We start from the raw sequence: 24,289 nt of genomic DNA on the forward strand, positions 1-24,289 counted from the left end.
TCAGCTCAGGCGAAGGTGGTGAAATAGCGCGCGATGATGCGGGCATAGATGCGGGTCAGCACCTCGAGGTCGGCGACGGGCGTCGCCTCGTCCACCTTGTGCATGGTCTGGCCCACGAGGCCGAACTCCACCACCGGGCAGATGTCCTTGATGAAGCGCGCATCCGATGTGCCGCCCGAGGTGGAGGCCTCCGGCCGACGCCCGGTTTCGGCCTCGACCGCATCGGCCACCAGCTCCACAAAGGGGCCGGGCGCGGTGAGGAAGCTCTGGCTGGCCCCGGGCTGGAATTCGAGATCATAGGTGAGGCCGGCGCCATCGATCCGGCGGATGATCTCGGACTTCAGCGTCTCCAGCGAATAGAGGTCGTTGAAGCGCACGTTGAAGCGCGCGGTGGCCTCGGCCGGGATCAGATTGAACACCGGATTGCCCACGTCGATGGAGACCACCTCCAGATTGGAGGGCGGGAAGAAGTCCGAGCCATGGTCGAGGGGCGCGGCGATGAGCTCGCCCACCAGCTTCAGGAGGCGCGGAATGGGATTGTCGGCGAGGTGCGGGTAGGCCACGTGCCCCTGCACGCCCTTCACCGTGAGGATGCCCGAGAGGCTGCCGCGCCGGCCCACCTTGAAGGCGTCGCCCATGGCGTTGGGATTGGTGGGCTCGCCGAGGACGCAGTGGTCGATGACCTCGCCCTTCTCCTTCAGCCACTCCACCACCTTCACCGTACCGTCCAGCGCCGGGCCTTCCTCGTCGCCGGTGATGAGGAAGGAGAGCGAGCCCTTCTCCGGCCGCCCGAAGCTGAGCGCCGCGGCGAGGAAGGCGGCCACCGCCCCCTTCATGTCCACCGCGCCGCGGCCGAAGAGCTTGCCGTCCTCCACCGTGCCGGCGAACGGGCCGTGCAGCCAGTGGGCGGGATCGCCCTCGGGCACCACGTCCACGTGGCCGGCGAAGCACAGATTGGGGGCACCGGTGCCGATGCGGGCGTAGATGTTGGGAATGGGAACGCCGCCGCTGTCGAAGGTCAGGCGCTCCACATGGTATCCAAACGCCTCCAGCCGGCGGGCGACCAGCTCCAGCGCACCGCCCGAATCGGGGGTGACGGACGGCGCCCGAATGAGTTCGGCCGCCAGCGTCAGCGCATCGGGGACGTTTGCCCGAAGCGCGGGCTTGACGGAAGCATCGGCGGTCATCAGGAAAGCCTCATCGCTACCGGGGGATGTCGAGATAGCGGCAAAGGCGCTGGTCTTTCCAGCGGTTTTGTCGCGGTTTGGGGCGACTTGGCCGCCTTTATCCCCCATCCGCCACGAGGCTGCCGCCTTCGGGCGACAGGAACGCCGCCGCGGAGGTTCAATATGAAGGTGAAGACGTCCGCGGCCTTTCTGGTCGCGCTCGCCCTGTCGGTTTTCCCCCTGGCTCAGGCCGGCGCCCAACAGGCGGCCAGCCCGCCGGCGCAGGGACAGCAGCAGGGACAGGGCCAGAGCGCGCCGGCGGCCACGCCCAATGCGGCCGCCTCCCCTCCTGCCGCACCTGCCGCTGCACCGGCCGGCACCGCACCCCATGCCGGCGAGGCCGCGCCCGCGCCGGCACCGAAGCCCGCGCCGGTACCGCCCGATCCGACCATCGTCGCCGCCCGCGAGAAGATGGAGGCGGCCCGCTCCGCCCTCGATTCCATCGATGCCGCCCTTGCGGTGGAGGGCCTGCGCCCCGGCGATCTCGACGAGCTGCGCCAGCGCCTCGACCCCGCCCGCAAGGACCTTGCCGCCGTCTCCGACCAGATCGCGCCCCGCGTCGCCGATGCGGAGAGCCGGCTGAGCGGCCTCGGCCCCAAGCCCGCGGACGGCGCCACCGAGGAGCCCACGGTCGCCGCCGACCGCGAACGCCTCACCAAGGTTTCCGCCGAGCTGGGCGGCGTACTGAAGCAAAACCGCGCGCTGGTGCTGCGCGGCGAACAGATCTCCGACCGCATCAGCGCCCGCCGCCGCGCCTTGTTCACCGGCCAGCTGTTCGAGCGGGTGGATTCCGTCATTGATCCCGACCTGTGGACCAGCGCCTTCAACGCGCTGTCCGGCGAATTCCGCGCCCTGAGCTACTTCGGCAACGACTGGCGCGCCTATTCGGTGCGGCGCCTGTCGCCGCTGGCAGTCATCGGCATCGTCCTCGGCGGCCTTGCCATCATGGGCGCCGTGGTGGCGGGCGGACGCCTGCTGCGCAAGCGCCTGCGCACTCCCGCACCGGCCGAGGGCGAAAGCTTCACCCGCCTGCGCTCGGCGCGTGAGGCGATGAAGGTGCTGTTCCTCAACGCCACTGTGGCGCCCGCCGCGGCCATGGCGGCCATCGCCTTCATCGGCGCCTTCGAGATCATTCCGCCCCGCGCCGAGGAATTGGTGCAGGGCATCGTCATCGCCATCTTCATCAAGGCCATCGGCAATGCCGTGGGCCGCGCCTTCCTGGCGCCGAACGAGCCGTGGCGCCGCCTGCCGCCGCTCTCCGACGGGGCGGCCGTCCTCGCCTTCCGCTATTACTCCTTCACCGTCTGGACGCTGGCCATCGCCGCCGCGCTCAATGCCCTGCACCGGGTGCTGTTCGCGCCGGTGGGGCTGACCGTGGTGACGAGCGCGATCATGTCGCTGCTCATCGCCGGCTTCATCTCCCGCTTCCTCGTCGGCGCCGCCCGCGCGGAGGCCAATGTGGAGGCGGCGAAAGACACCACCGATGCCGCGGCCATCGCCGCCACCGGCCCGGCGCCCGCGCCACCGCGCTACATCCGCCTGTTCGTGTGGGTGGCGGTGTTCTCGCTCATCGGAGCGCTGGTGGCCGGCTACATCAGCTTCGCCGCCTTCGTCGCCGCGCGCATGGTCATCGCGGCCGCCGTGCTCGGCGTGCTCTATCTGCTCTATGCCCTCATCGACGCCTTCTTCGGCGAGGGGCTTTCAGCCGAGACCCATCGCGCGCGGATGATCTCCAGCATGCTGGGCCTGAAGCCGGAGCGGGTGGAGCTGATCGGCGTCCTCGCCTCCGGCCTGCTCAAGCTTCAGCTCTTCATCATCGCGGCCTTCCTCATCGTCGGCAGCTGGGGCACCTCCACCGCCGACATGATGGAGACGGTGGAACGCGTCTCCTTCGGCGTGCGCATCGGCAATGCCACCATCACGCTGTGGAGCGTGGTCTATGCCGTGCTGCTGCTGCTGGTCAGCCTCGCCGCCGCGCGCGGTCTGCAGAAATGGGTTTCGAGCGCGCTCCTGCCGCGCACCGGGCTCGAGCCCTCGCTGCAATCCTCCATCTCCACCATCGTCGGCTATGTGGGCACCATCATCGCCGTCATGGTCGCCATGGGGCAGCTGGGGCTGAACCTTGAGAACATCGCGCTCGTCGCCGGTGCGCTCTCGGTCGGTATCGGTTTCGGCCTGCAATCGGTGGTGTCGAACTTCGTCTCCGGCCTCATCCTGCTCGCCGAACGGCCCATCCGGGTGGGCGACACCATCAACGTGAAGGGCGAGGAAGGCTATGTGCGGCGTATCTCCGTGCGCTCCACGGAGATCGAGACCTTCGAGCGCGCCACGGTGATCGTCCCCAATGCCGACCTCATCACCGGCATGGTGAAGAACTGGACGCACTCCAACACCACCGGCCGCATCATCGTCGCCGTCACCGTCTCCTATGACAGTGACCCGGAGGAGGTGCGCGACATCCTCGTCGCCTGCGCCTGCGACCATCCGCAGGTGCTCCAGACGCCGCCGCCGCGCGTGTTCCTGATGAAGTTCGCCGACGCGGGCATCGTCTTCGAGCTGCGCTGCGTGGTGGCCAACGTGGACTATGCGCTGACCGTGAAGAGCGACCTGCACTTCCAGGTGCTCTCGCGCTTCCGTAAGGCGAAGGTGGGCATGGTGGCGCAGCCCTGGGCCGCGCTCGCCCGCGCCCCGCGCGACATGGTGCCCCCGCCGCCCGCGCCGCCCGACCCGCTGCAATGAACCGGGGCCGGGGCGGGCGCGGCGCGCTAACGCTTCCTCAACCCTCCCGGCGCACAAGACGGGGGGACCGCCGGGGATCGCCCCCGAAGCCCGCCCGAACAAGGCCAGCCGGAAGCCGAGACATGCGCGACAAGATCCTCCGCCGCTCCCTCCTCGCCGGTGCCGGCCTTGCGCTTCTCGCCGCCATCGCCGGCTGCGCCACCACCGAGCAGATCGACACCCAGCCGGCCTTCTACATCAACCTCGCCAAGACCGGTAAGCCGGTGGACGCTGCCGCCGCGGCCTCGCTCCTCTCCGACTACCGCACCGCGCGCGGCCTGCCGGCGGTGACCATCGACGACACGTTGAGCCGCCTCGCCCAGGACCAGGCCAACGCCATGGCCAAGGCCGACAACCTCTCCCACGAGGTGGGCGGGCGCAATTTCATCACCCGCATCAAGGCCTCCGGCTATGACGCGAAGCGCGCGGTGGAGAATGTGGGCGCCGGCTACCACACCCTGGCCGAGGCGTTCTCCGGCTGGCGGGATTCGCCCTCGCACAACAAGAACATGCTGGAGCCGGGCGTGACCCGCATGGGCATCGCCACGGCCAATGCGCCCAATTCCAAGTACAAGGTCTATTGGGCGCTCATCCTCGCCCAGCCGGACGGCCCGCCCGCGCGGTGACAAGCCCGCGCGGCGCTTGAGCGGAAAGAACCTCCGCCGCGGCGCCTGAGCGGGGGAAACCCCGCGCGGCATCCCCTTTAAGGTACCGCTGCGCGCGTTCGTGATCGCGCGGTACGGGCGGAGGGCTTTTCGATTGCCGGCTTCTCTGGCCTAATCAGCCCGTCCATACACGACAGGCAGGAGAGGAAGATGAAGCGGATCGCTTTCGTCGCGTGCGCCCTGAGCATCCTCGCCGGCCCGGCGCTCGCATGCCCGGGCATGACCAACGCCTCCATCGGCGACACCACCACCACCGCCAGCAATCCCGTGACCCAGAAGGGCGGCTGAGCCGCCTCACGGCCGGCTTCGCTTTCCCTCCCGACGGAACCTCCGTTCCCCGGCCCTCGGGCCGGGGCTTTTTTATGCGCGGAATGAAAACGGCCGGCGGGATGCCCTGCCGGCCGTTGGTATTTGTTGCCCACGCTCAATCGCCGCGCAGGCTGAGCGCGGGCCCCTGAGGCAAGCTCACGGGCCCGCCGCGCCCTCACATATGGATGGCGCGCTTCTCCACGGCCATGGCCGCCTCCTTCACCGCTTCCGAGCGGGTGGGGTGGGCGTGGCAGGTGCGGGCGAGGTCTTCCGACGAGCCGCCGAACTCCATCAGCACCGCGCATTCGTGGATCATCTCGCCGGCCTCGGGGCCGATGATGTGGGCGCCCAGCACCTTGTCGGTGGCGGCGTCCGCGATGATCTTCACGAAGCCGTCCGTGGTGTTGTTCACCTTGGTGCGGCCGTTGGCGGTGAAGGGGAACTTGCCGACCTTGTAGGCGACGCCCGCAGCCTTCAGCTCGTCCTCGGTCTTGCCCACCGAGGCGACCTCCGGGAAGGTGTAGACCACGCCGGGGATCACGTCATAGTTCACGTGGCCCGCCTTGCCGGCCAGCTGCTCCGCCAGCGCCACGCCCTCGTCCTCGGCCTTGTGGGCGAGCATGGGGCCGACGATCACGTCGCCGATGGCATAGATGCCGGGCACGTTGGTGGCGAAGTGGTGGTCGGTCACCACGCGGCCGCGCGCATCCTTGGCGACGCCCGCCTCCTCCAGCCCGAGGCCGGCGGTGTAGGGAATGCGGCCGATGGCGACCAGCACCACGTCCGCTTCCAGCACCTCGGCCGCGCCGCCGGCAGCGGGCTCCACCGTGACCTTGAGGGTCTTGCCCTTGGTGTCCACGCCGGTGACCTTGGTGCCGAGCTTGAAGGCGAAGCCCTGCTTGTCGAGGATGCGCTGGAACGACTTGGCCACGTCCGAATCCATGCCGGGCAGGATGCGGTCGAGGAATTCCACCACCGTCACCTGCGCGCCCAGGCGCCGCCACACCGAGCCAAGCTCAAGGCCGATGACGCCCGCGCCCACCACGACGAGCTTGCCGGGAACCTTGGGCAGCTTCAGCGCGCCGGTGGAGGAGACGATGCGCTCCTCGTCGATGGTCACGCCCGGCAGCGGGGCGACGTCCGAGCCGGTGGCGATGACGATGTTCTTCGTCTCCAGCACCTCGACCTTGCCGTCGGCATTGAGGGTGACCTCAACCTTGCCGGTGCCGAGGATCTTGCCGGCGCCCATGTAGACGTCGACCTTGTTCTTCTTCAGCAGGAACTCGACGCCCTTCACGTTGCCGTCCACGCCGCGGTCCTTGAAGGCCAGCATGGCGGGCAGGTCGAGCTTGGGCGAAGGGACGCCGATGCCCATGTCGGCGAACTTGTGGCCCGCCTCCTCGAACAGCTCGGAGGCATAGAGAAGCGCCTTGGAGGGGATGCAGCCCACGTTCAGGCAGGTGCCGCCATGGGTGCCGCGCTTCTCCACCACCGCGACCTTGAGGCCGAGCTGGGCCGCGCGGATGGCACACACATAGCCGCCGGGGCCGGTGCCGATGATGATGAGATCGTAGGACATTTCTTGCTCCAGCGGGACGGGAATCAGCGCAAGGTCGAAGCCGAAGATGCAAGCCTCGGCGCGCGCGCTGAGAGGTAAAGTCGTGTCTGGTTCTGACCAAGTCCCAGATAGGGTGCCACGTGTAGTCTGTTGGCCCCCCAGAACAGCACCGCGGGCAGCAGAATGCCGACGACGGTTCCTGCGAACACATTGAAGAAGGGCTCTATGACGCCGAGCTTGTAAAGCACGGCCCTCGTGCCCGCGGCGAAGATCGTATGCGCGACGTAGATCGCCAACGACGCCTGCCCCAGAAACGCGAAGGCCCTGGCCGCCCGGCCATCGCTCTGCGGCAGAAGGTATGAGACGAGCAGCGTCATCACCACGCCCGCCACCGCCGCCGCGGCAAGCACGACCAGTGGCAGTCCACCCCGCAACACTCCGAACGCGAACGCGAACCAAAGGGCAACGCTGGCCGCAAGACAAAGGCGCAGATGCACGGGACGGACTGCCGCCTCGACCCCGGAGCGAGCGAGCACGGCGCCGAGGCCGTAAAAGGCGAAACCCATCGCCCACTTCTTGGCATCGAGCTGAAACCCGGTCGTCAGAAGATATATTGCCGACGAGACCACAATCAGAGACGCGAACAGGTCGACGCGGCCGGTCTTGTACACGGCAAAATAGCCAATGCGCACAAAGAAGAGCACATACAGAAACCATAGGTGGGCAATAGGATCATATAGGATGCTCAAAAGTCTTGACATCCCGGTGAGGTTATTCGAGGCACCGGGAAACAGATTCTGTACAGAAACATAGATGAGCCCCCAAAGAAGGTAGGGCGCTACCACGCTAATCAGACTCGATTTCGCAAATTTACTCACATCCAAAGTCGGCCGCCGCGCGAAGAGGAAGCCCGAAATGCCAAAGAACAGCGGCATATGGAAGGTGTAGATCAGATCGATGACGATCCACCACCTTTCTAGACTGTCTCCAGCGGGACCCTTTCGGATCCCGCCTGCCACATGCGCGAGCACTACTAGGCAGATGCCGATCGCCTTCGCGTAGTCGAGCCACTCGTAGCGCACGTCTTGCGCGCCCTGCGGACCAGCTTGAGCCATCGCCTCGCCCCCGTGCGGCTCGCCTACCTCACAGATCCAGCACGAGCCGCGCGGGATCCTCCAGGGTCTCCTTCACGCGCACCAGGAAGGTCACGGCCTCGCGGCCGTCGACGATGCGGTGGTCGTAGGAGAGGGCGAGGTACATCATCGGGCGGATCACGATCTGCCCCTTGACCACCACCGGGCGCTCCTCGATGCGGTGCATGCCGAGGATGCCCGACTGCGGCGCGTTGAGGATGGGGGTGGACATCAGCGAGCCGTAGATGCCGCCGTTGGTGATGGTGAAGGTGCCGCCCTGCATCTCCTCGATGCCGAGCTTGCCGTCACGCGCCTTGCGGCCGTAGCCGGCGATGGCCTTCTCGATCTCGGCGACGGAGAGCAGGTCCGCGTCGCGCACCACCGGGACCACGAGGCCCTTCTCGGTGCCCACCGCGATACCGATGTTGTAGTAGTTCTTGTAGACGAGATCCTGGCCGTCGATCTCGGCGTTCACCGCCGGGATGTCCTTCAGCGCCGCGATCACCGCCTTGGTGAAGAAGCCCATGAAGCCGAGCTTGGTGCCGTGCTTCTTCTCGAAGGCATCCTTGAACTGGCTGCGCAGGCTCATGACGGCGGTCATGTCCACGTCGTTGAACGTGGTGAGCATGGCGGCGGTGTTCTGGGCATCCTTCAGGCGGCGCGCGATGGTCTGGCGCAGCTTGGTCATCTTCACCCGCTCCTCGCGGGCGGCATCGGTCGGCGCGGAGGGCGCACGCACCGCCACAGGGGCCGGGGCGGCGGCGGCCGAGGCGCCGGCGGCGATGGCGGCCAGCATGTCACCCTTGGTGACGCGGCCGTCCTTGCCGGAGCCGGACACGTCGGCCGGGTTCACGCCGCTCTCGGCGGCGATGCGGCCCACGGCCGGGCCGTTGCTGCCGGCCGCGACCGCGGCGGCGGGAGCGGCAGGAGCCGGAGCGGGCGCAGCAGCGGGAGCCGGCGCGGCGGCGGGGGCAGCGGCCGGCGCGGCCTCGGCGCCCGAGCCGGCGCCGATGTTGCCGAGCAGCGCGCCGACGCCGACGGTCTCGCCGTCCTTGGCGACGATCTCGGAGAGGACGCCCGAGGCCGGGGCCGGCACCTCGACCGTCACCTTGTCGGTCTCAAGCTCCACCAGCGGCTCATCGGCCTTGACGGCCTCGCCGGGCTTCTTGAACCACTTGCCGATGGTCGCCTCGGTAACGGACTCGCCCAGGGTGGGCACGCGGATCTCGGTCATTGTGTTCGCCCCTTGAGGGGGCCTCCCTCAGACTTCGGCTTGGGCCGGGCGTGGCGCCCGGCGCTCGATGAGCGACAGAATGGGCATCACCGCATAGGTGAAGCCCAGGTCCGCCTTGATGACGGGATCCCGACGCGAGAGGCCGGTCGCGGCGGCCTCGTCGGGGACTTCGATGACGGCCATCCCCCAGACGCCCGCCGGGTCCGCCACGGGACCGACGGCGAGGGCCGTGCCGGCCTCCGCCTCGGCCTGCCAGAACGCGAAGTGCGCGCCCATGGCATCCATCTCGGCCGCGCTCGCGTCCGAGGGAAAGCTCGGGCGCGGCGGGGAGAGGCGGAGCAGGAAGTGCGGCACGGCGCGTCCTCTTTCGGGGCGGTTCTGTTTGTGACCGTTACTGGGGTCGGATCAGCCCAGGGCTTCCTCAAGGAAGGCCTTGAGCTGTGCCATGTGCTTGGACATCAGGCCGGTGGCGGTGGCGGCGGAGGCCGGACGGCCCGCATAGCGCGGACGCCGCACCGTGCCGCCGATCTGCTCCAGCACCCACTCGAGATAGGGCTGCACGAAGGCCCAGGACCCCTGGTTCTTCGGCTCCTCCTGGCACCACACCACCTCGGCATTCTTGAAGCGGCCGAGTTCCTGCACCAGCGTCTTGAGCGGGAACGGATAAAGCTGCTCCACGCGCAGCAGGTAGACGTCGTCCACGCCGCGCTTCTCGCGCTCCTCCAGCAGGTCGTAATAGACCTTGCCCGAAGAGAGCACGACGCGGCGGATCTTGTCGTCCGGCTTCAGCTTGATGGCGTTCTCGTCCGGGTGCGACTGGGCGTCGTCCCACAGCACGCGGTGGAAGGTGGTGCCGGACACCATCTCCGAGAGGCTGGACACCGCCCGCTTGTGGCGCAGCAGCGACTTGGGCGTCATCAGGATGAGCGGCTTGCGGAACTCCCGCTTCATCTGCCGGCGCAGGATGTGGAAGTAGTTGGCCGGGGTGGTGACGTTGGCCACCTGCATGTTGTCCTCGGCGCACAGCTGCAGATAGCGCTCGAGGCGGGCGGAGGAGTGCTCCGGACCCTGGCCCTCATAGCCGTGCGGCAGCAGGCAGACGAGGCCGGACATGCGCAGCCACTTGCGCTCGCCCGAGGAAATGAACTGGTCGAACACCACCTGGGCACCGTTGGCGAAGTCGCCGAACTGCGCCTCCCAGAGCACCAGAGTGTTGGGCTCGGAGAGGGTGTAGCCATATTCGAAGCCGAGCACCGCCTCCTCCGAGAGCATCGAATTGATGACCTCGTACTTGGCCTGGGTCTCGGAGAGGTGGTTGAAGGGCTTGTAGCGGGCCTCGGTCTCCTGGTCGAGCAGCACCGAGTGGCGCTGGGAGAAGGTGCCGCGCTCCACGTCCTGGCCCGACAGGCGGACCGGGTGGCCTTCCAGCAGCAACGAGGAGAAGGCGAGCGCCTCGCCGGTCGCCCAGTCGATGCCCTTGCCCTCCTCGATCGCCTTCTTGCGGTTGTCGAGGAAGCGCTGGATGGTGCGGTGGACCTGGAAGCCCTCCGGCACGGTGGTGATCTTCCGGCCGATGGCCTTCAGTTCCTCTTCCGGCAGGCCGGTATTGCCGCGGCGCGGATCATCGTCCTCGTGGGTGGGCTTGAAGCCCGCCCAGCGGCCGTCGAGCCAGTCGGCCTTGTTGGGCTTGTAGGCCTGGCCGGCCTCGTGCTCGGCCTCGAGGCGGTCGCGCCACGCGTTGCGCATGGTCTCGAGTTCGCCGGCGGTGACGACGCCTTCGGCTTCCAGCTTCTTGCCGTAGAGCTCCAGCACGCTCGCGTGCTGGCGGATCACCTTGTACATCTTCGGCTGGGTGAACGCGGGCTCGTCGCCCTCGTTATGGCCGAAGCGGCGGTAGCAGAACATGTCCACCACCACCGGCTTGTGGAAGCGCTGGCGGAACTCGGTGGCCACCTTGGCGCAGAACACCACGGATTCCGGATCGTCGCCGTTGCAGTGGAAGATCGGCGCCTCGATCATCTTCGCCACATCCGACGGATAGGGCGAGGAGCGCGAGTATCGCGGATTGGTGGTGAAGCCGATCTGGTTGTTGATGATGAAGTGGATCGAGCCGCCGGTGCGGTGACCCTTCAGGCCGGAGAGGCCGAGGCACTCGGCCACCACGCCCTGGCCGGCGAAGGCGGCATCGCCGTGCAGCAGCAGGGGCAGCACCTTGGTGCGCTCGGTGTCGCCGAGTTGGTCCTGCTTGGCGCGCGCCTTGCCCAGCACCACCGGATCGACGATCTCGAGGTGGGACGGGTTGGCGGTCAGCGACAGGTGGACCTTGTTGTTGTCGAACTCGCGGTCGGACGAGGCACCGAGGTGGTACTTCACGTCGCCCGAGCCTTCCACGTCGTCGGGGGCCCAGGAGCCACCCTTGAACTCGTGGAACAGCGCGCGATGGGGCTTGCCCATCACCTGGGTGAGCACGTTCAGGCGGCCGCGGTGGGCCATGCCGAACACGATCTCCTTGAGGCCGAGATTGCCGCCGCGCTTGATGATCTGCTCCAGCGCCGGGATCAGGCTCTCGCCGCCGTCGAGGCCGAAGCGCTTAGTGCCGGTGTACTTCACGTCGAGGAACTTCTCGAAGCCCTCGGCCTCAACCAGCTTGTTGAGGATGGCGCGCTTGCCCTCGCGGGTGAAGGTGACTTCCTTGTCGACGCCCTCGATGCGCTCCTGGATCCAGGCCTTCTCCTCGGGGGAGGAGATGTGCATGAACTCGACGCCGATGGACGAGCAATAGGTGCGGCGCAGGATGGCGACCATCTGGCGGACGGTCGCGAATTCGAGGCCGAGCACGTGGTCGATGAAGATCTTGCGGTCGAGGTCGGCCTCGTAGAAGCCATAGGAGGCGGGGTCGAGCTCGGGCGCCTCGCGCGGCGGGGTCAGGCCCAGCGGGTCCAGATTGGCGTGCAGATGGCCGCGCATGCGGTAGGCGCGGATCATCATCAGCGCCTTGACGGAATCGCGGGTGGCCTGCTGCACCTCGGTGGCGGAGAACTCGACGCCGGACTTCTGCGCCTTGGCCTTCACCTTCTCGGAGATGGCCTTTTCCACCTCGATCCACTGGCCATCCATGGCCGAGACCAGCTCGCCATTGGCGTGCACCGGCCAGTTGGGCTTCTTCCAGGAGGCGCCGCGGGCGTTCTCGATCACCTGGTTGGGGTCGTCTTTCAGCGCCGCGAAGAAGGCCTGCCATTCAGCGCTGACCGAATTGGGATCGGTCTCATAGCGGGCGTAGAGATCCTCGATCCAGGCGGCATTGGCGCCATAGAGGAAGGAGGTGTTCAGGAAAACGTCGTTCTGTTCCGCGCGCGACATGGGCTTGTTCCCGGAAGACCGTGGCGCCTCACTCTCCTTGAGCGCATTTCGCGCGGAAAATGAAGCCCCAAGGCCGCTCGTCTGCCACAAATCCGGCGCCCGGCCCTTGCCGGACGCCCCGTCACCCCTGCGAGGCTCGTGGCGGCCTTCGACAGCGGTGCTCGACAACCTTTATATGGGCAGGGCCGCCACCGGCCGAAAGGCCAGCTCCGCACCCCTGCCCGAACCGCGCTCGCCAGTCGCCGAACTTCATGGCGATTGCGCGGCGGATGCCCCAGAAGGCGGTCCCCCGGCCGGGCCGGGGGACCCACCTCTCAGCCCTTCAGCACCTCGACGAGCGTCTTGCCGAGGCGCGCGGGGGACGGAGACACGCGGATGCCCGCCGCCTCCATGGCCGCGATCTTGTCCTCGGCGCCGCCCTTGCCGCCGGAGATGATGGCGCCCGCATGACCCATGCGACGGCCGGGAGGGGCCGTGCGGCCGGCGATGAAGCCCACCATCGGCTTCTTGCGGCCCTTCTTCGCCTCGTCGGCGATGAACTGCGCGGCCTCTTCCTCGGCCGAGCCGCCGATCTCGCCGATCATGATGATCGACTCGGTCTTGGGGTCGGCCAGGAACATCTCCAGTACGTCGATGAACTCGGTGCCCTTCACCGGGTCGCCGCCGATGCCCACCGCCGAGGTCTGGCCGAGGCCGACCTGGGAGGTCTGGAACACGGCCTCATAGGTCAGCGTGCCGGAGCGCGAGACCACGCCCACCGAGCCGGTCTTGAAGATGTTGGCCGGCATGATGCCGATCTTCGACTGGCCGGCGGTGACGATGCCGGGGCAGTTGGGGCCGATGAGGCGGCTCTTGGAGCCCGAGAGGGCGCGCTTCACCTTCACCATGTCGAGCACCGGGATGCCCTCGGTGATGCAGACGATGAGCGGGATCTCCGCGTCGATCGCCTCGAGGATGGCATCGGCGGCGCCCGGAGGCGGCACGTAGATCACCGAGGCGTCGGCGCCGGTGGCTTCCTTGGCCTCGATCACGGTGTCGAACACCGGCAGGTTGAGGTGGGTGGTGCCACCCTTGCCCGGCGAGGTGCCGCCGACCATCTTCGTCCCGTAGGCGATGGCCTGCTGGGCGTGGAAGGTGCCGTTCTTGCCGGTGAAGCCCTGGGTGATGACCTTGGTGTTGGCGTCGATCAGCACGGACATCACGCAGCATCCTTCTTCACGGCAGCGACGATCTTCTGCGCCGCGTCATCGAGATCATCGGCAGGGATCACGTTGAGCCCGCTCTCACGGATGATCTGCTTGCCTTCTTCCACATTGGTGCCTTCGAGGCGCACCACGAGGGGGACCTGCAGGCCCACCGCCTTCACCGCCGCGATCACGCCGTTGGCGATCACGTCGCACTTCATGATGCCGCCGAAGATGTTGACGAGGATACCCTTCACGTTCGGGTCGGCCGTGATGATCTTGAACGCCGCCGTCACCTTCTCCTCGTTGGCGCCACCGCCCACGTCGAGGAAGTTCGCCGGGCTCTCGCCGTAGAGCTGGATGATGTCGAGGGTCGCCATGGCGAGGCCGGCGCCGTTGACCATGCAGCCGATGGTGCCGTCGAGGGCGATGTAGGCGAGGTCGTACTTGGACGCCTCGATCTCCTTCTCGTCCTCTTCCGTCAGGTCGCGCAGCTCGACGAGCTTGGGATGGCGGAACAGGGAGTTGGAATCGAAGGACACCTTGGCGTCGAGCACGCGCAGGTTGCCGTCCTTGGTGACGATGAGCGGGTTGATCTCCAGCATCGCCATGTCGGTCTCGACGAAGGCGGTGTAGAGCACTTCGGCGAGCTTGCCGGCCTGCTTGGCGAGTTCGCCCGAAAGGCCGAGGGCCTTGGCGATCTTGCGGCCGTGGAAGCCCTGCACGCCGGTCACCGGGTCCACCGAGAAGGTGACGATCTTCTCAGGGGTGGAGTGGGCGACTTCCTCGATGTCCATGCCGCCTTCGGTGGAGACCACGAAGGCCACGCGCGAGGTGACGCGGTCCACGAGCAGGGAGATGTAGAACTCCTTCTCGATGTCCGAGCCTTCCTCGATGTAGAGGCGGTTCACCTGCTTGCCGGCCGGGCCGGTCTGGATGGTGACGAGGGTGCGGCCGAGCATCTGGCCGACGAATTCCTTCACCTCGTCCACGGACTTGGCGAGGCGCACGCCGCCCTTCTCGCCGGCCTCGGGCTCCTTGAACTTGCCCTTGCCGCGGCCGCCGGCGTGGATCTGCGACTTCACCACCCAGAGCGGGCCACCCAGCTCCTTGGCGGCGGCTTCCGCCTCCTCGACCTTCAGCACGGGAATGCCGCGCGAGACCGGGGCGCCGAAGCTCTTCAGCAGCGCCTTGGCCTGATACTCGTGAATATTCATCTTCCGTGTCCCTCAGGGTTGCGATGTGTCCCATCCCCCGCCCCGGTCCGTCCCGGGTCCCGCGCAAATGCGGGATCGCCATGTCCGGACCGCCTCCACCGCAGAAGGGGGACCCGCGCCACCACCCCCGTCCGAAGGACAGGGGCGAGGATGCGGTCTCCCCCGAGGAGGGGAACACTCGTCTCCTTCACCACGCCGGTTGTACCCCGGCACGAAAACGGCGCGCCTTCCGGCACGCCGTCACAAGCGAGATCACTTCCCGAGGCCGGGTGCGATCTTCAGGCAGGCCTCCACCAGTCCTTCGACTGCTGCGACCGATCTTTCGAACATGGCGCGCTCGGCGCGGTCGAGATCGACCTCCACGATACGCTCCACACCCCGCGCGCCGATGACAGCCGGCACGCCGAGATAGATGTCCCTCAGCCCGTATTCCCCATCGAGCCTTGCGGCGACGGGGAGCACGCGCTTCTTGTCCTTCAGGTAGCTCTCCGCCATGGCGATGGCGGCGGCGGCCGGCGCATAGAAGGCCGAGCCGGTCTTGAGCAGGTTGACGATCTCCGCCCCGCCGTCGCGCACGCGCTGCACGATGGCAGCGATGCGCTCCTCGCTGGTCCAGCCCATGCGGATGAGGTCCGGCACCGGGATGCCGCCCACGGCGGAATAGCGTACCAGCGGCACCATGGTATCCCCGTGCCCGCCCATGACGAAGGCGGTCACGTCCTCCACCGAGACGCCGAACTCCTCGGCGAGGAAGAAGCGGAAGCGGGCGGAATCCAGCACGCCCGCCATGCCCACCACCTTTTCCGGCGGCAGGCCACTGGTGCGCTGGAGCGCCCACACCATGGCATCGAGCGGATTGGTGATGCAGATGACGAAAGCGTCAGGCGCATATTTGCGCAGGCCCGCGCCCACCTGCTCCATCACCTTGAGGTTGATGGCGAGGAGGTCGTCCCGGCTCATGCCCGGCTTGCGCGGCACACCGGCGGTGACGATCACCACGTCGGCACCGGCGATGGCGTCATAGCTGGAGGCACCCCAGATGCCCGCGTCGAACCCCTCCACGGGAGCGAGCTGGGCCAGGTCCAGGGCCTTGCCGTCGGGAACGCCGTCGGCGACGTCGAACAGCACGATGTCGCCCAGCTCCTTCAGACCCGCGAGAAGGGCGAGCGTGCCGCCGATCTGGCCGGCCCCGATGAGGGCGATCTTGTTGCGGGCCATCCCAAGTCCCCGGAAACCGCTGCGTGGCCGGCACATGAGACGAGCCGCCGCAGGAACGCGGCGCCTGACTACTCCCATCCGTCCGGGGGTTCAAGCCGGCCGCACTGCACAAATAGTGGCATGGAGCGGGATTTTGCCGCAAAAACGGGTCGTTTCACCGCGATTTTCCGCTCTTTTGCACCATGCGGAAAACCATCCCGCAGAGCGGTGCAGCGGCCTACCGCCGGAGGCCCCCTGGAACGGTCACGCTTGCCACCGCCGGACAGGGCCTGGCAGGGCCACGCCGGACCGATGCGGCACCGTGCGAATTTGAAAAGGGGCGCGAGAGTCCGCCCGTTTGCAGGCGGGACTGCACGATATCTGCCAGGGAATGTGAAGTTTGGGCGCCAATGGCGCGACGCGCGCGGATGGTTGGCCAAAGCCGGGACCGGCTAGGCGACCGGCGGCGCCAGGGCGCCCAGCTCGGTCATCGCCGCGCTTTCATCGGCGCGATCGGGCGCCGGAAACGAGAAATCTGCCCTCTCCCCGCACACGGCCGAGCGACCAGCCGGATGAAAAAAATAAAACAACGTCAATATCAACGAACAAAAGGCAGGGAGAGGGCAGCCGGCCGGAGCGCTTCGGGGCGTTCCGGCGGAAGGTTGGCCCCACCGCCGGGCGCGAACGCCGGCGGGCGGGACGAAAGCGGCCGTCTCAGCTTCCGGTCTTGAGCGAGCCGAGCTGGACGAAAGCAGGCTTGGCGGCGGGGGCCGCCGGGCGGTTCGGGTCGTGCTCCTTCAGCACCTTGAAGACCCGCTCCGCCATGGGGTTGGACTTGATGAAGTCCTCATAGGCCTGCCCGAGCATGGTCTGGGCGGCGGAATAGATCTCCTCCTCGCTCATGCCATCGAACTCGGCGGAGACGAGGTACTGGCCCATGCGCCGCAGGATGTGGAGGCGCAGCACCTGCAGCACTTCCGGCTGGTATTCCACCTGCAGCACCTCGAAGAACTCCTCGGCGCTTCCGAGGGACTTCAGCTTGTCGATGATGGACATGTCGCTCTTTCTCCTGTCGATCAACCCAAGTCTGGTCAACCCAAGTCCGCGATGTCAGGCCGCCTCGTCGGCGCTCGCCCCCCGGCCGCGCTGACGCTCGCTCTGGAGGTGGGCGAGGCGCGCCTCGAGGAATTCGATCCGGTCCAGCAGGGAGACGATGGCCTCGCCCACCGGGTCCGGCATCAGGTGGTGCTCGAGGTCGATGCGGCCATCGCCGAGCTTGCGGCGGTCGGACGTGGGCTTCACCACCCGGCCGGGAATGCCCACCACCGTCATGGCCGGCGGCACGTCCTCGATCACCACGGAATTGGCGCCGATCCGGCAGCCGGCGCCGACCGTGATCGGCCCGAGGATCTTCGCCCCCGCCCCCACCAGCACACCGTTGCGCAACGTGGGATGGCGCTTGCCCGCCGTCCAGGACGTGCCGCCGAGGGTCACGCCATGGTACAGGGTTACATCATCCCCGATCTCGGCGGTCTCGCCGATCACCACGCAGGCCCCGTGATCGATGAAGAAGCGCCGGCCGATGGTGGCCCCGGGGTGGATGTCCACATTGGTCAGGAAGCGTCCCAGCCAGGAGAGGAAGCGGGCCGGGAATTTCACCCCCCGCCGCCAGAGCCGGCTGGCAAGCCGGTGCCAGATGATGGCGTGGACGCCGGGATAGGTGAGGACGATCTCGAAGGTGTGCCGGGCCGCCGGGTCGCGCGCCTTCACGCAGTTCACATCCTCGCGGATGAGCTGCCACACCGTGAAGGATGCCGCCGGGGCGTCCGCCGCAGCGGCCGCGGAAAGGGGCACCTCGGTCCCATGCCACTTCGGGCTTCCCATGATCATGGGTCAGGCTCCCATCACGGCTGCGTGGCGGCGCTTCAGCGCCTCTTCGGTGAAGCTGTCCTCGTAGAAGCGGCGGAGCACCTGGGGCGTCACCGTCTCCTTGGTGCGGACCGAGAAGTCGCGCACCCGGGCGAGGATGGCGCGACCGCGCGCCTCGTCCACGGTCAGCCCCTCGTCGGCGAGGGCCTTGGACACGGCGGCGAGGCCGGAATGCTTGCCCAGCACCACGCGATGGGAGCGGCCCAGAAGCTCGGGGTTCAATGCCTCGTAGGTGCCCCGATCCTTCAGCAGGCCGGCGACATGGATGCCGCTTTCGTGGGTGAACACATCCTCGCCCACGATGGCCTTGGTCCGCGGCATGGGGCGGCCGGCGGCGGCCATCACCTTTTCGGCCAGCGGGCGCAGGGCGCGGGGATCGATGCCGCTTTCGGCGCGGGCGGTCTGGCGCAGCGCGATGGCCACCTCCTCCAGCGCCGCATTGCCGGCGCGCTCGCCGAGCCCGACCACGGTCACGCTGGCATGGCGGGCGCCGCCTGTGACGGCGGCGAGTGTGTTGGCGGTGGCAAGGCCGAGGTCGTCATGGGCGTGGAACTCGATCTCGAGGTCCGTCGCATTGGCCACCCGGCGCACCAGCGCATAGGTGGAGAAGGGGTCGAGCACGCCCAGCGTGTCGGCGAGACGCAGGCGGAACGCCCCCGCCTCCCGCGCCGCCTCGGCCACCCGGCACAGGAAGTCCGGATCGGCGCGGGACGCGTCCTCGCAGCCGATGGCGACGGTGAAGCCCAGCTTGGTGGCGAGCGTCGCCACATGCTTGAGCGCCGTCAGCGCCCACTCGCGATCGCGGTTCAGCTTGCCCTGAAGCTGGCGGTCGGAGGTGGGGATGGAGAGATTGACGTAGCTCACCCCGGCCGAGACGGCCGCGAACAGGTCCTCCTCGCTCATGCGGCACCAGGCGGCGACGCGGAGCGGCAGCTTGAGGGAGACGATGGAGCGCAGCGTCTCGATCTCCTCGTCACCCATGGCGGGGGTGCCGGCCTCGATCTCGGGCACGCCGGCGGCGGCCAGCGCCTCGGCGATCTCGATCTTCTCCTTGCGGGTGAAGGCGACGCCGGGTGCCTGCTCGCCGTCTCGGAGCGTGGTGTCGTTGAGGAAGACCGTGCGGGTGGCCGCAGCCCCCTTCGCCGAACCGCCAGCCTCCGCCGAGGCCCGGCCGGAGCGCCCAGATGTCACCGATGGAGACTTCGCGAGCATGGTGTCTTCCTCAAGTCCCGTGGCCCTAGGGCCCTGGTGCTGAACCGCGCCTCAGGTGAGCCGGATCGTCGATCCCGACCACCTCGCGCAGCAGCGCCCGGCAAAGGTCACGCAAAGCCCATGCCACCCCCGCAAGTCATTCTGGAATCGATGAAAACCGGGCATCGCGAATCTGTCGCAAAGCCGACAGCCCGGCAGCGTGTCCGAGGTTCGACAGGATCGCGACAGACGAGACCCGTGCGACACACCGTCTTGTCGGAATCGAACATACGTATAACTACGTAGCGGCCTGTCTGCGTGCGGGCATTTCTTGGCCGACGTCGCCGAAATCACGCCGGAGGGCAGAAGAGCCACAGTCTGTGGCCGTGAAAGACAGGTCTCCCGCGGGCCGCCCGCTCAGGCCGGGCCGATCACCACCTTCACGTCGGCGGGCTTCGCCCAATAGGGCGCAGAAGTCACCAGCACATGGGCGCCGGCCGCGGCATAGGCGGCAGCATTGGAGAGGTTGACCCCGCCGGCCGCCGCCACCTTGGTAGATGGCGAGCGCTCGATGGTTGAAGCGACCACTCGGCGGATGTCGTCCGGCGTCATCTTCTCGCACTGGAGCACGTCCGGCCGCGCGGGAAGAAGGGCCTCCGCCTCCTCCGGCGTCTTCACCTCCACCACCACCGTCTTCTCGGGCGCCTGCCGGCGCAAAAGCGCGATGCCCTCGGCGGGATCGGCGAGGAAGGCGGCATGTTCGGGGAAGAGCAGTAGTGTCTCCGACAAGCCGAGCCGGTGCGGGAAGGCGCCGCCGGCTCGGATGGCGGCGATCATCTGCACCTTGGCGCCGGGCAGGGTCTTGCGCGTCGTCACCACCGCCACCTCGGGCGAAACCGCCCGCGCGGCGGCCACGATGTCGGCGGTGAGGGTGGCGATGCCGGAGAGGTATTCCACCAGCGTCTGCGCCACCTTCCATGCCCGGAAGATGGGGCCGGCCGGGCCCTCGGCGAGAAAGAAGGTGTCGCCCTTCGGTACCCTTGCCCCGCTCGCCGCCAGCAGGTCGGCCCTGGCGCCGGCGGTGAGGAAGAGGTCGCGCGCCAGTTCCACCCCGCAGAGCGTCGTGTCGCCGCGCACCGCCATGGAGAGCCGCGCGTCGCGGCCGGCGAGGCCGAGGCTCTCGGTCGTCAGGTCGCCATAGGGCGCGTCCTCGGCGAGGAGGGCGTCCACCATGGCCTGTGTCCACCAGCGGTAGGTCATGCGCCTTGTCCTCGCTCAGTCCCGATACAGCAGGAGGCTTAGCGCTGGTGGACGTCCCGGTCCACGGGACAAAGCGCGACGCGACACTTGGACGTCAGGCCGGGGCCGCTGCCTTGGCCGCTTTGGTCGCGCGCCGCAGCAGCGTGAGGCACTCGATGGTGGAGGCGAGATCAAGCGCCGAAAAGCCATCCAGCGTCTCGGGCCAGGGATCGGCACCGCGCGCGAGCAGCCGCTCCACCACACCGGCCTTGCCCGCTGAGGCGGCATACATCAGCGCCGTGGCGCCATTGTCGTTGGCGCTGTCGATGGCAATGCCCGCATCCACCAGCGCGTCGATAATGTCGAGATGGTCGCCCACGCAGGCGATCCACAGCGCCGTGTTGCCGTCCGCATTGCGAATGTCGAGGGCGGCGCCGGCCGCGATCAGGGCCGCGACGGTCTCGCCGAGCCCTTCGGCGCAGGCCTTCATCAGCGGCGTCATGCCGTTCTCGGCGGTGGCGTTCAGCCCATCCGGCGGAAAGCCGCGGCTTACGATCCAGGTCGAGAGCGCGGGGTCGAGCGCGGCGGCGGGCGTTTGCGCCTGCGCGTGATTGAACCAGGCCTCATAGCCTCCGTCCACGCTCGTCACGTCGGAGAAGCCGAAATCCGACAAGGCCTGCGCATATTCCTGGCTGGCATTGCCGTGATAGCAATAGATGACCACCGGCGTCGGCTTCGGCGTGGTGCCGATGATGTCGCCGAGATTGCCGAACGCCATGTTCCGCGCGCCCTCCACATGGCCGGCGGCGTAGGAATTGGGGTCGCGCACATCGAGCAGCAGGGCCTTGCCCGTGCCGACGATGGCGACCGCCTCCGCGACGCCGATGCGGCGGAAGGGCGTGCGCTGTCTCATGATGGTCTCTCCCAATCCGGCGCCGATCCCGCTCAGTCGCCCCGGCCGGGATAGGCCGGCTCGGTGGTGATGCGGTCGTCGACGGCGGCGCGCCCGACAGTGAAGTGGTAGATGGACTGGAAGGCGGCGCCTTCGAGCCCCAGCAGCTGGTGCAAATCGTCGTCGAAGAAGCAGCCGATGCCGGTGCCGCGGAAGCCCGCCGCCTCCGCTTCCAGATAGAGCGACTGGCCGATCATCCCCGCCTCCCAATGGAGCTGGCGGTAGCGCCACGCCTCCGCCGTCACCAGCGGCTCGAACTCCGCCAGCATGGCGAGGGCGAAGGAACTGTCGCTGGCGATGGCCTGATGGCAGCTCACGGTGCGGGCGATGCCGCGGCAGTCGGTTTCCACCAGACGGTATAGCGGCAAGTGGGCCGGCACGCCCTCCGGCTTTTCCCAGGTGAAATCGGAGCGCAGCGCGGCCTTGAGATCCGCGATCACCCCGTCCCGTCGCGGCAAGGCGTAAAGGCCGGGCGCGAGCCCCTCCACCCGATGCACGAACAGCAGCGGGTGGACGTGGGCCTCGAAGTCCCACGTATCGAACGGCGCAGACGCGCGCGGCAGCAGCGCGTCGATGAGGCCGAGGAACACCTCTTTGGGCATCATGCTGCCCTTGGCCGTGAAGCGCTGGGCGCTGCGCCGGCCGAGGATGACGGAGGCCGCCCGCGCGTCGTTTCCGACATCGCGCGCCGGAAGGACCGGAGCCGGTCGAGGCGCCTCGGCAGCGGCGCGATCGCGATGCGTCGCGAGACTCACCTGATCGATCACCGGCCACCGATAGAGCGGATGCCGGTCGAGCACATTGGCCTTCCCCATCCAGCGCCCGCCGAACGGGACCGGCGGAAGGGCGTGCATATCGCCGCCGGCCGGCGCCAGCGCGATCAGCATGTCGGGATCCTCGCGCTCCGCCCCGGCAAAGTCCGCCGCCCGGTCGAGGCCGATGCGGCGGGCGATGTCGGCGCTTGTCGCAGTCTCGACGAGACGCACCGTCCAGCCGAGGCAGGCGGCGGCATAGCGCACGGCGGCCAGAGCGTGGCCGAGGTCGAGCTGGCAATAGCGGAAGGCCCGCTCGCCATATTTCCACGCCTCGCGCCAATGGATGGAGGACAGCGCGAGAAACAGCGACGGCGCCCCGCCATCCGACCCGAACCGGTTCTCCACGGCGAAGCCGGAGGCGCTCGCCACCGCCACCACGTCGGGCCCGGGCGGCGCGAAGCGCTGCTCCAGCACATGGTCACGGCTGACATAATGATGGACGCCGTCCGCGAGGCCCGCGATGTGCCCGGCGATCACATAGGCCTCGGTGGGATGTAGATTGCCGCTGGAAGGATTGCAGCGCAGCGCCCAGCGGTCGGGGCCGAGCTGCTTCCAGGCGGCAAGGCCGAAGGAGAGTTCGAGCAGCAAAGCTACGCCGGCAAGGTCCAGCGGCGCGGGCACGACACCACCACCCGAGATCATCTGCGCAAAGGAGACGTCAAGATCTTCCGCCGCCAGGGGCAAGGCGGTGCGCGGTGCGCCCTCATACTCGCGGAACGGATTGGGCTGCATGTCCCAGTCCAGCGTCTCGGGGCCGGCGGCGTAGCCCTTCAGGCCGTGCTTGGTGCGGGCGTGATAGGCCAGCGCCGCCTCGAAGGGACGCGCGGGGGGCAGCAGCGCGTTCATGGTCAGGATGCCTTCCGTTCACCAGGGTCGGGACAGGGATGGGCCTCGCCGGGATGGGAGCAGCCTTCCAGGGGCCTCGCTCCCGGCGCGACGGGACCCAGCAGCGAGGTCACAGGCTCGCGGTCGAAGCCGGCGCAGCGCACGCCCTCCACCTCCACCAGGGGGCGGCGGATGAGCAGCGGCTCCGCCAGCATCAGCGCGATGGCGGCCTCCGCCTCCACCGCTTCCGGCTTCACCTCACCCGACTTCACCTTCGGCGCCGCCGGATTGAACCAGGTGGCGACCGGCGTCGCGCCGAAAAAGGCCTTCAGGCGCTCGGCCGTCCACGGCTCGGTCAGGAGGCTGCGGACGTCCAGCGTATGGCCGGCATTGGCGAGGGCGAGCTTCTGCCGGGCATTGGTGCCGCAGCCCGGCTTCTCCCAAAAGGTGACATGGGCCACGGGCGGCTACTTCAGCACGGAAAGCTGCACGAGCTGCGCGCCGCCGTCACGGCCGAGCACCGTATCCACCTTCTTGCGCACGCCCTCCAGCGTGAGCGGCTTGACCACCGCGCCATGGGCGCCGGCCTTGAGCCCGCTCACCGCCACCGCCTCTTCCGACTTGTCGGTGACGATGAGGATGCGCACGCCGGGAAACTTCGTCTTCATCTCGCCGATCAGCGCATCGCCCCGCGCCTTCAGCAGGCCGACGCCGAGCAGGATCACGTGCGGCATGAGCCAGCCCTGACCCTTCTCGTAAGCTTCTTCGGGGGTGGCGAGTTCGTGAGTCTCGATCTCGTCGTGCAGCATGAACTGAAGCGCCGCGCGGGTGATCTCGTCCTCGTCCACCACGAAGACACGCCGCTGGTCCACCGCCTTGGACGTCTCAACGCCGATCTGCATCTGTCGCCTCGCTCATTGCTTGCGTTTATCGCGCGCCGATCCCCGTCGTCGGCGCGGCCCGCCTGCTGCAGCGAACCGGGTTCAAAAACTCGGCCGTCCGCGCGCGAGCGGGCTATTTGACCGTCAAGCAAGTTCCGTTCCTCGCCGGCAACGACAGTATTCGGCGGGGTTACTCCGGCGCCGGCGTGTAGAGCGGACAGGGAGTGTTCCAATCCCGACACACGACCCGCACCTGTCAGGTTCGACACACCATCCGAAAGGCCAAGACAGGCCCCCGAAAAGCCCCGGAATTTGATTGAGATCAAAGACCTGCGGGGCATCGGACCGACTGGCACGCTGGTTGCTGGTGTCATGGCGCAACAGCGAGTGAGGGCTGAGTGCACGCCTAGGCCGGCTGCCAGCGATGCGCTCCTTCCCGTAACCCGCGGGGCGTTTCCGATCGATATTGCTGACGAGAGAAACGGCCTCGCGCCAATTCGCGCGGTGGTCTTCCAAAGTAGGTTCGAAGGAGAGCAAGATGGCTTCGCTGCGACAGATCGCGTTTTACGGCAAGGGTGGCATCGGCAAGTCCACCA

General features: G+C 68.0%; 20 protein-coding genes. 3 read left to right on the top strand and 17 right to left on the bottom strand.

Annotation, left to right across the window (positions count from 1 at the left end; all coding sequences use genetic code 11):
- Positions 1–5 precede the first annotated feature (5 nt).
- Positions 6–1,187, bottom strand: coding sequence for a succinyl-diaminopimelate desuccinylase (dapE, locus tag ACT535_RS19890; protein ID WP_476365737.1), 1,182 nt, complete (start codon positions 1,185–1,187; stop codon positions 6–8).
- A 162-nt stretch (positions 1,188–1,349) separates the two neighbouring features.
- On the opposite strand from dapE, the gene ACT535_RS19895 reads away from it, so the two are divergent.
- From ACT535_RS19895 to ACT535_RS19905, 3 genes are all read left to right on the top strand, one after another.
- Positions 1,350–3,965 carry a DUF3772 domain-containing protein gene (locus tag ACT535_RS19895; RefSeq protein WP_476365738.1) on the top strand — a complete coding sequence of 872 codons (2,616 nt, stop codon included), beginning with the start codon at positions 1,350–1,352 and terminating at the stop codon, positions 3,963–3,965.
- Positions 3,966–4,087: 122 nt separating this feature from the next.
- The gene (locus ACT535_RS19900; RefSeq protein ID WP_476365739.1) at positions 4,088–4,630 is read left to right on the top strand and encodes a CAP domain-containing protein; all 543 of its coding nucleotides are present in this window, start codon (positions 4,088–4,090) and stop codon (positions 4,628–4,630) included.
- A gap of 189 nt (positions 4,631–4,819) precedes the next feature.
- A complete protein-coding gene (locus ACT535_RS19905; protein WP_168457309.1) occupies positions 4,820–4,957 on the top strand; it encodes a hypothetical protein in 138 nt (45 codons plus the stop codon).
- A 196-nt stretch (positions 4,958–5,153) separates the two neighbouring features.
- On the opposite strand, the gene lpdA is transcribed toward ACT535_RS19905, so the two are convergent.
- The 16 genes from lpdA to ACT535_RS19985 form a co-directional block, all read right to left on the bottom strand.
- On the bottom strand, positions 5,154–6,557 hold the full coding sequence (gene lpdA, locus ACT535_RS19910; RefSeq protein WP_168457308.1) for a dihydrolipoyl dehydrogenase: 1,404 nt from the start codon (positions 6,555–6,557) through the stop codon (positions 5,154–5,156).
- Between the two features lie 23 nt (positions 6,558–6,580).
- Positions 6,581–7,651: an acyltransferase family protein gene (locus ACT535_RS19915; protein ID WP_168457307.1), complete on the bottom strand. Its 1,071-nt coding sequence runs from the start codon at positions 7,649–7,651 to the stop codon at positions 6,581–6,583.
- 28 nt (positions 7,652–7,679) lie between these two features.
- Positions 7,680–8,903, bottom strand: coding sequence for a 2-oxoglutarate dehydrogenase complex dihydrolipoyllysine-residue succinyltransferase (gene odhB, locus ACT535_RS19920; RefSeq protein WP_168457306.1), 1,224 nt, complete (start codon positions 8,901–8,903; stop codon positions 7,680–7,682).
- A gap of 27 nt (positions 8,904–8,930) precedes the next feature.
- A complete protein-coding gene (locus ACT535_RS19925) occupies positions 8,931–9,257 on the bottom strand; it encodes a YciI family protein (protein WP_476365740.1) in 327 nt (108 codons plus the stop codon).
- Between the two features lie 51 nt (positions 9,258–9,308).
- Complete coding sequence (locus ACT535_RS19930; RefSeq protein ID WP_476365741.1) at positions 9,309–12,263, bottom strand: 2-oxoglutarate dehydrogenase E1 component; 2,955 nt, start codon at positions 12,261–12,263, stop codon at positions 9,309–9,311.
- A 314-nt stretch (positions 12,264–12,577) separates the two neighbouring features.
- Positions 12,578–13,462 carry a succinate--CoA ligase subunit alpha gene (gene sucD / locus ACT535_RS19935; protein WP_476365742.1) on the bottom strand — a complete coding sequence of 295 codons (885 nt, stop codon included), beginning with the start codon at positions 13,460–13,462 and terminating at the stop codon, positions 12,578–12,580.
- Positions 13,462–14,664 (bottom strand): ADP-forming succinate--CoA ligase subunit beta, encoded by a 1,203-nt coding sequence (sucC, locus tag ACT535_RS19940; protein WP_168457302.1) that lies wholly within the window; start codon positions 14,662–14,664, stop codon positions 13,462–13,464. The genes sucD and sucC overlap by 1 nt, the downstream gene beginning before the upstream one ends.
- Before the next feature lie 252 nt (positions 14,665–14,916).
- Entirely contained in the window at positions 14,917–15,882 is a 966-nt protein-coding gene (gene mdh, locus ACT535_RS19945) for a malate dehydrogenase (protein ID WP_476365743.1), read from the bottom strand.
- A 693-nt stretch (positions 15,883–16,575) separates the two neighbouring features.
- Positions 16,576–16,917, bottom strand: coding sequence for a nitrogenase stabilizing/protective protein NifW (nifW, locus tag ACT535_RS19950; protein ID WP_476330084.1), 342 nt, complete (start codon positions 16,915–16,917; stop codon positions 16,576–16,578).
- Positions 16,918–16,971: 54 nt separating this feature from the next.
- Complete coding sequence (cysE, locus tag ACT535_RS19955) at positions 16,972–17,751, bottom strand: serine O-acetyltransferase (RefSeq protein ID WP_476365744.1); 780 nt, start codon at positions 17,749–17,751, stop codon at positions 16,972–16,974.
- Between the two features lie 3 nt (positions 17,752–17,754).
- Complete coding sequence (nifV, locus tag ACT535_RS19960; RefSeq protein WP_476365745.1) at positions 17,755–19,002, bottom strand: homocitrate synthase; 1,248 nt, start codon at positions 19,000–19,002, stop codon at positions 17,755–17,757.
- A 396-nt stretch (positions 19,003–19,398) separates the two neighbouring features.
- Positions 19,399–20,241 (bottom strand): ModD protein, encoded by an 843-nt coding sequence (modD, locus tag ACT535_RS19965; RefSeq protein WP_476365746.1) that lies wholly within the window; start codon positions 20,239–20,241, stop codon positions 19,399–19,401.
- A gap of 94 nt (positions 20,242–20,335) precedes the next feature.
- On the bottom strand, positions 20,336–21,133 hold the full coding sequence (locus tag ACT535_RS19970) for an ankyrin repeat domain-containing protein (protein ID WP_476365747.1): 798 nt from the start codon (positions 21,131–21,133) through the stop codon (positions 20,336–20,338).
- 32 nt (positions 21,134–21,165) lie between these two features.
- Positions 21,166–22,833, bottom strand: coding sequence for a SagB/ThcOx family dehydrogenase (locus tag ACT535_RS19975; RefSeq protein ID WP_476365748.1), 1,668 nt, complete (start codon positions 22,831–22,833; stop codon positions 21,166–21,168).
- 2 nt (positions 22,834–22,835) lie between these two features.
- On the bottom strand, positions 22,836–23,273 hold the full coding sequence (locus ACT535_RS19980; protein WP_476365749.1) for an ArsC/Spx/MgsR family protein: 438 nt from the start codon (positions 23,271–23,273) through the stop codon (positions 22,836–22,838).
- A gap of 6 nt (positions 23,274–23,279) precedes the next feature.
- Positions 23,280–23,714, bottom strand: a complete 435-nt coding sequence (locus ACT535_RS19985; RefSeq protein WP_476365750.1) for a response regulator transcription factor — start codon at positions 23,712–23,714, stop codon at positions 23,280–23,282.
- Positions 23,715–24,289 lie beyond the last annotated feature (575 nt).

The sequence above is a fragment of the Xanthobacter sp. DMC12 genome, assembly GCF_056314105.1.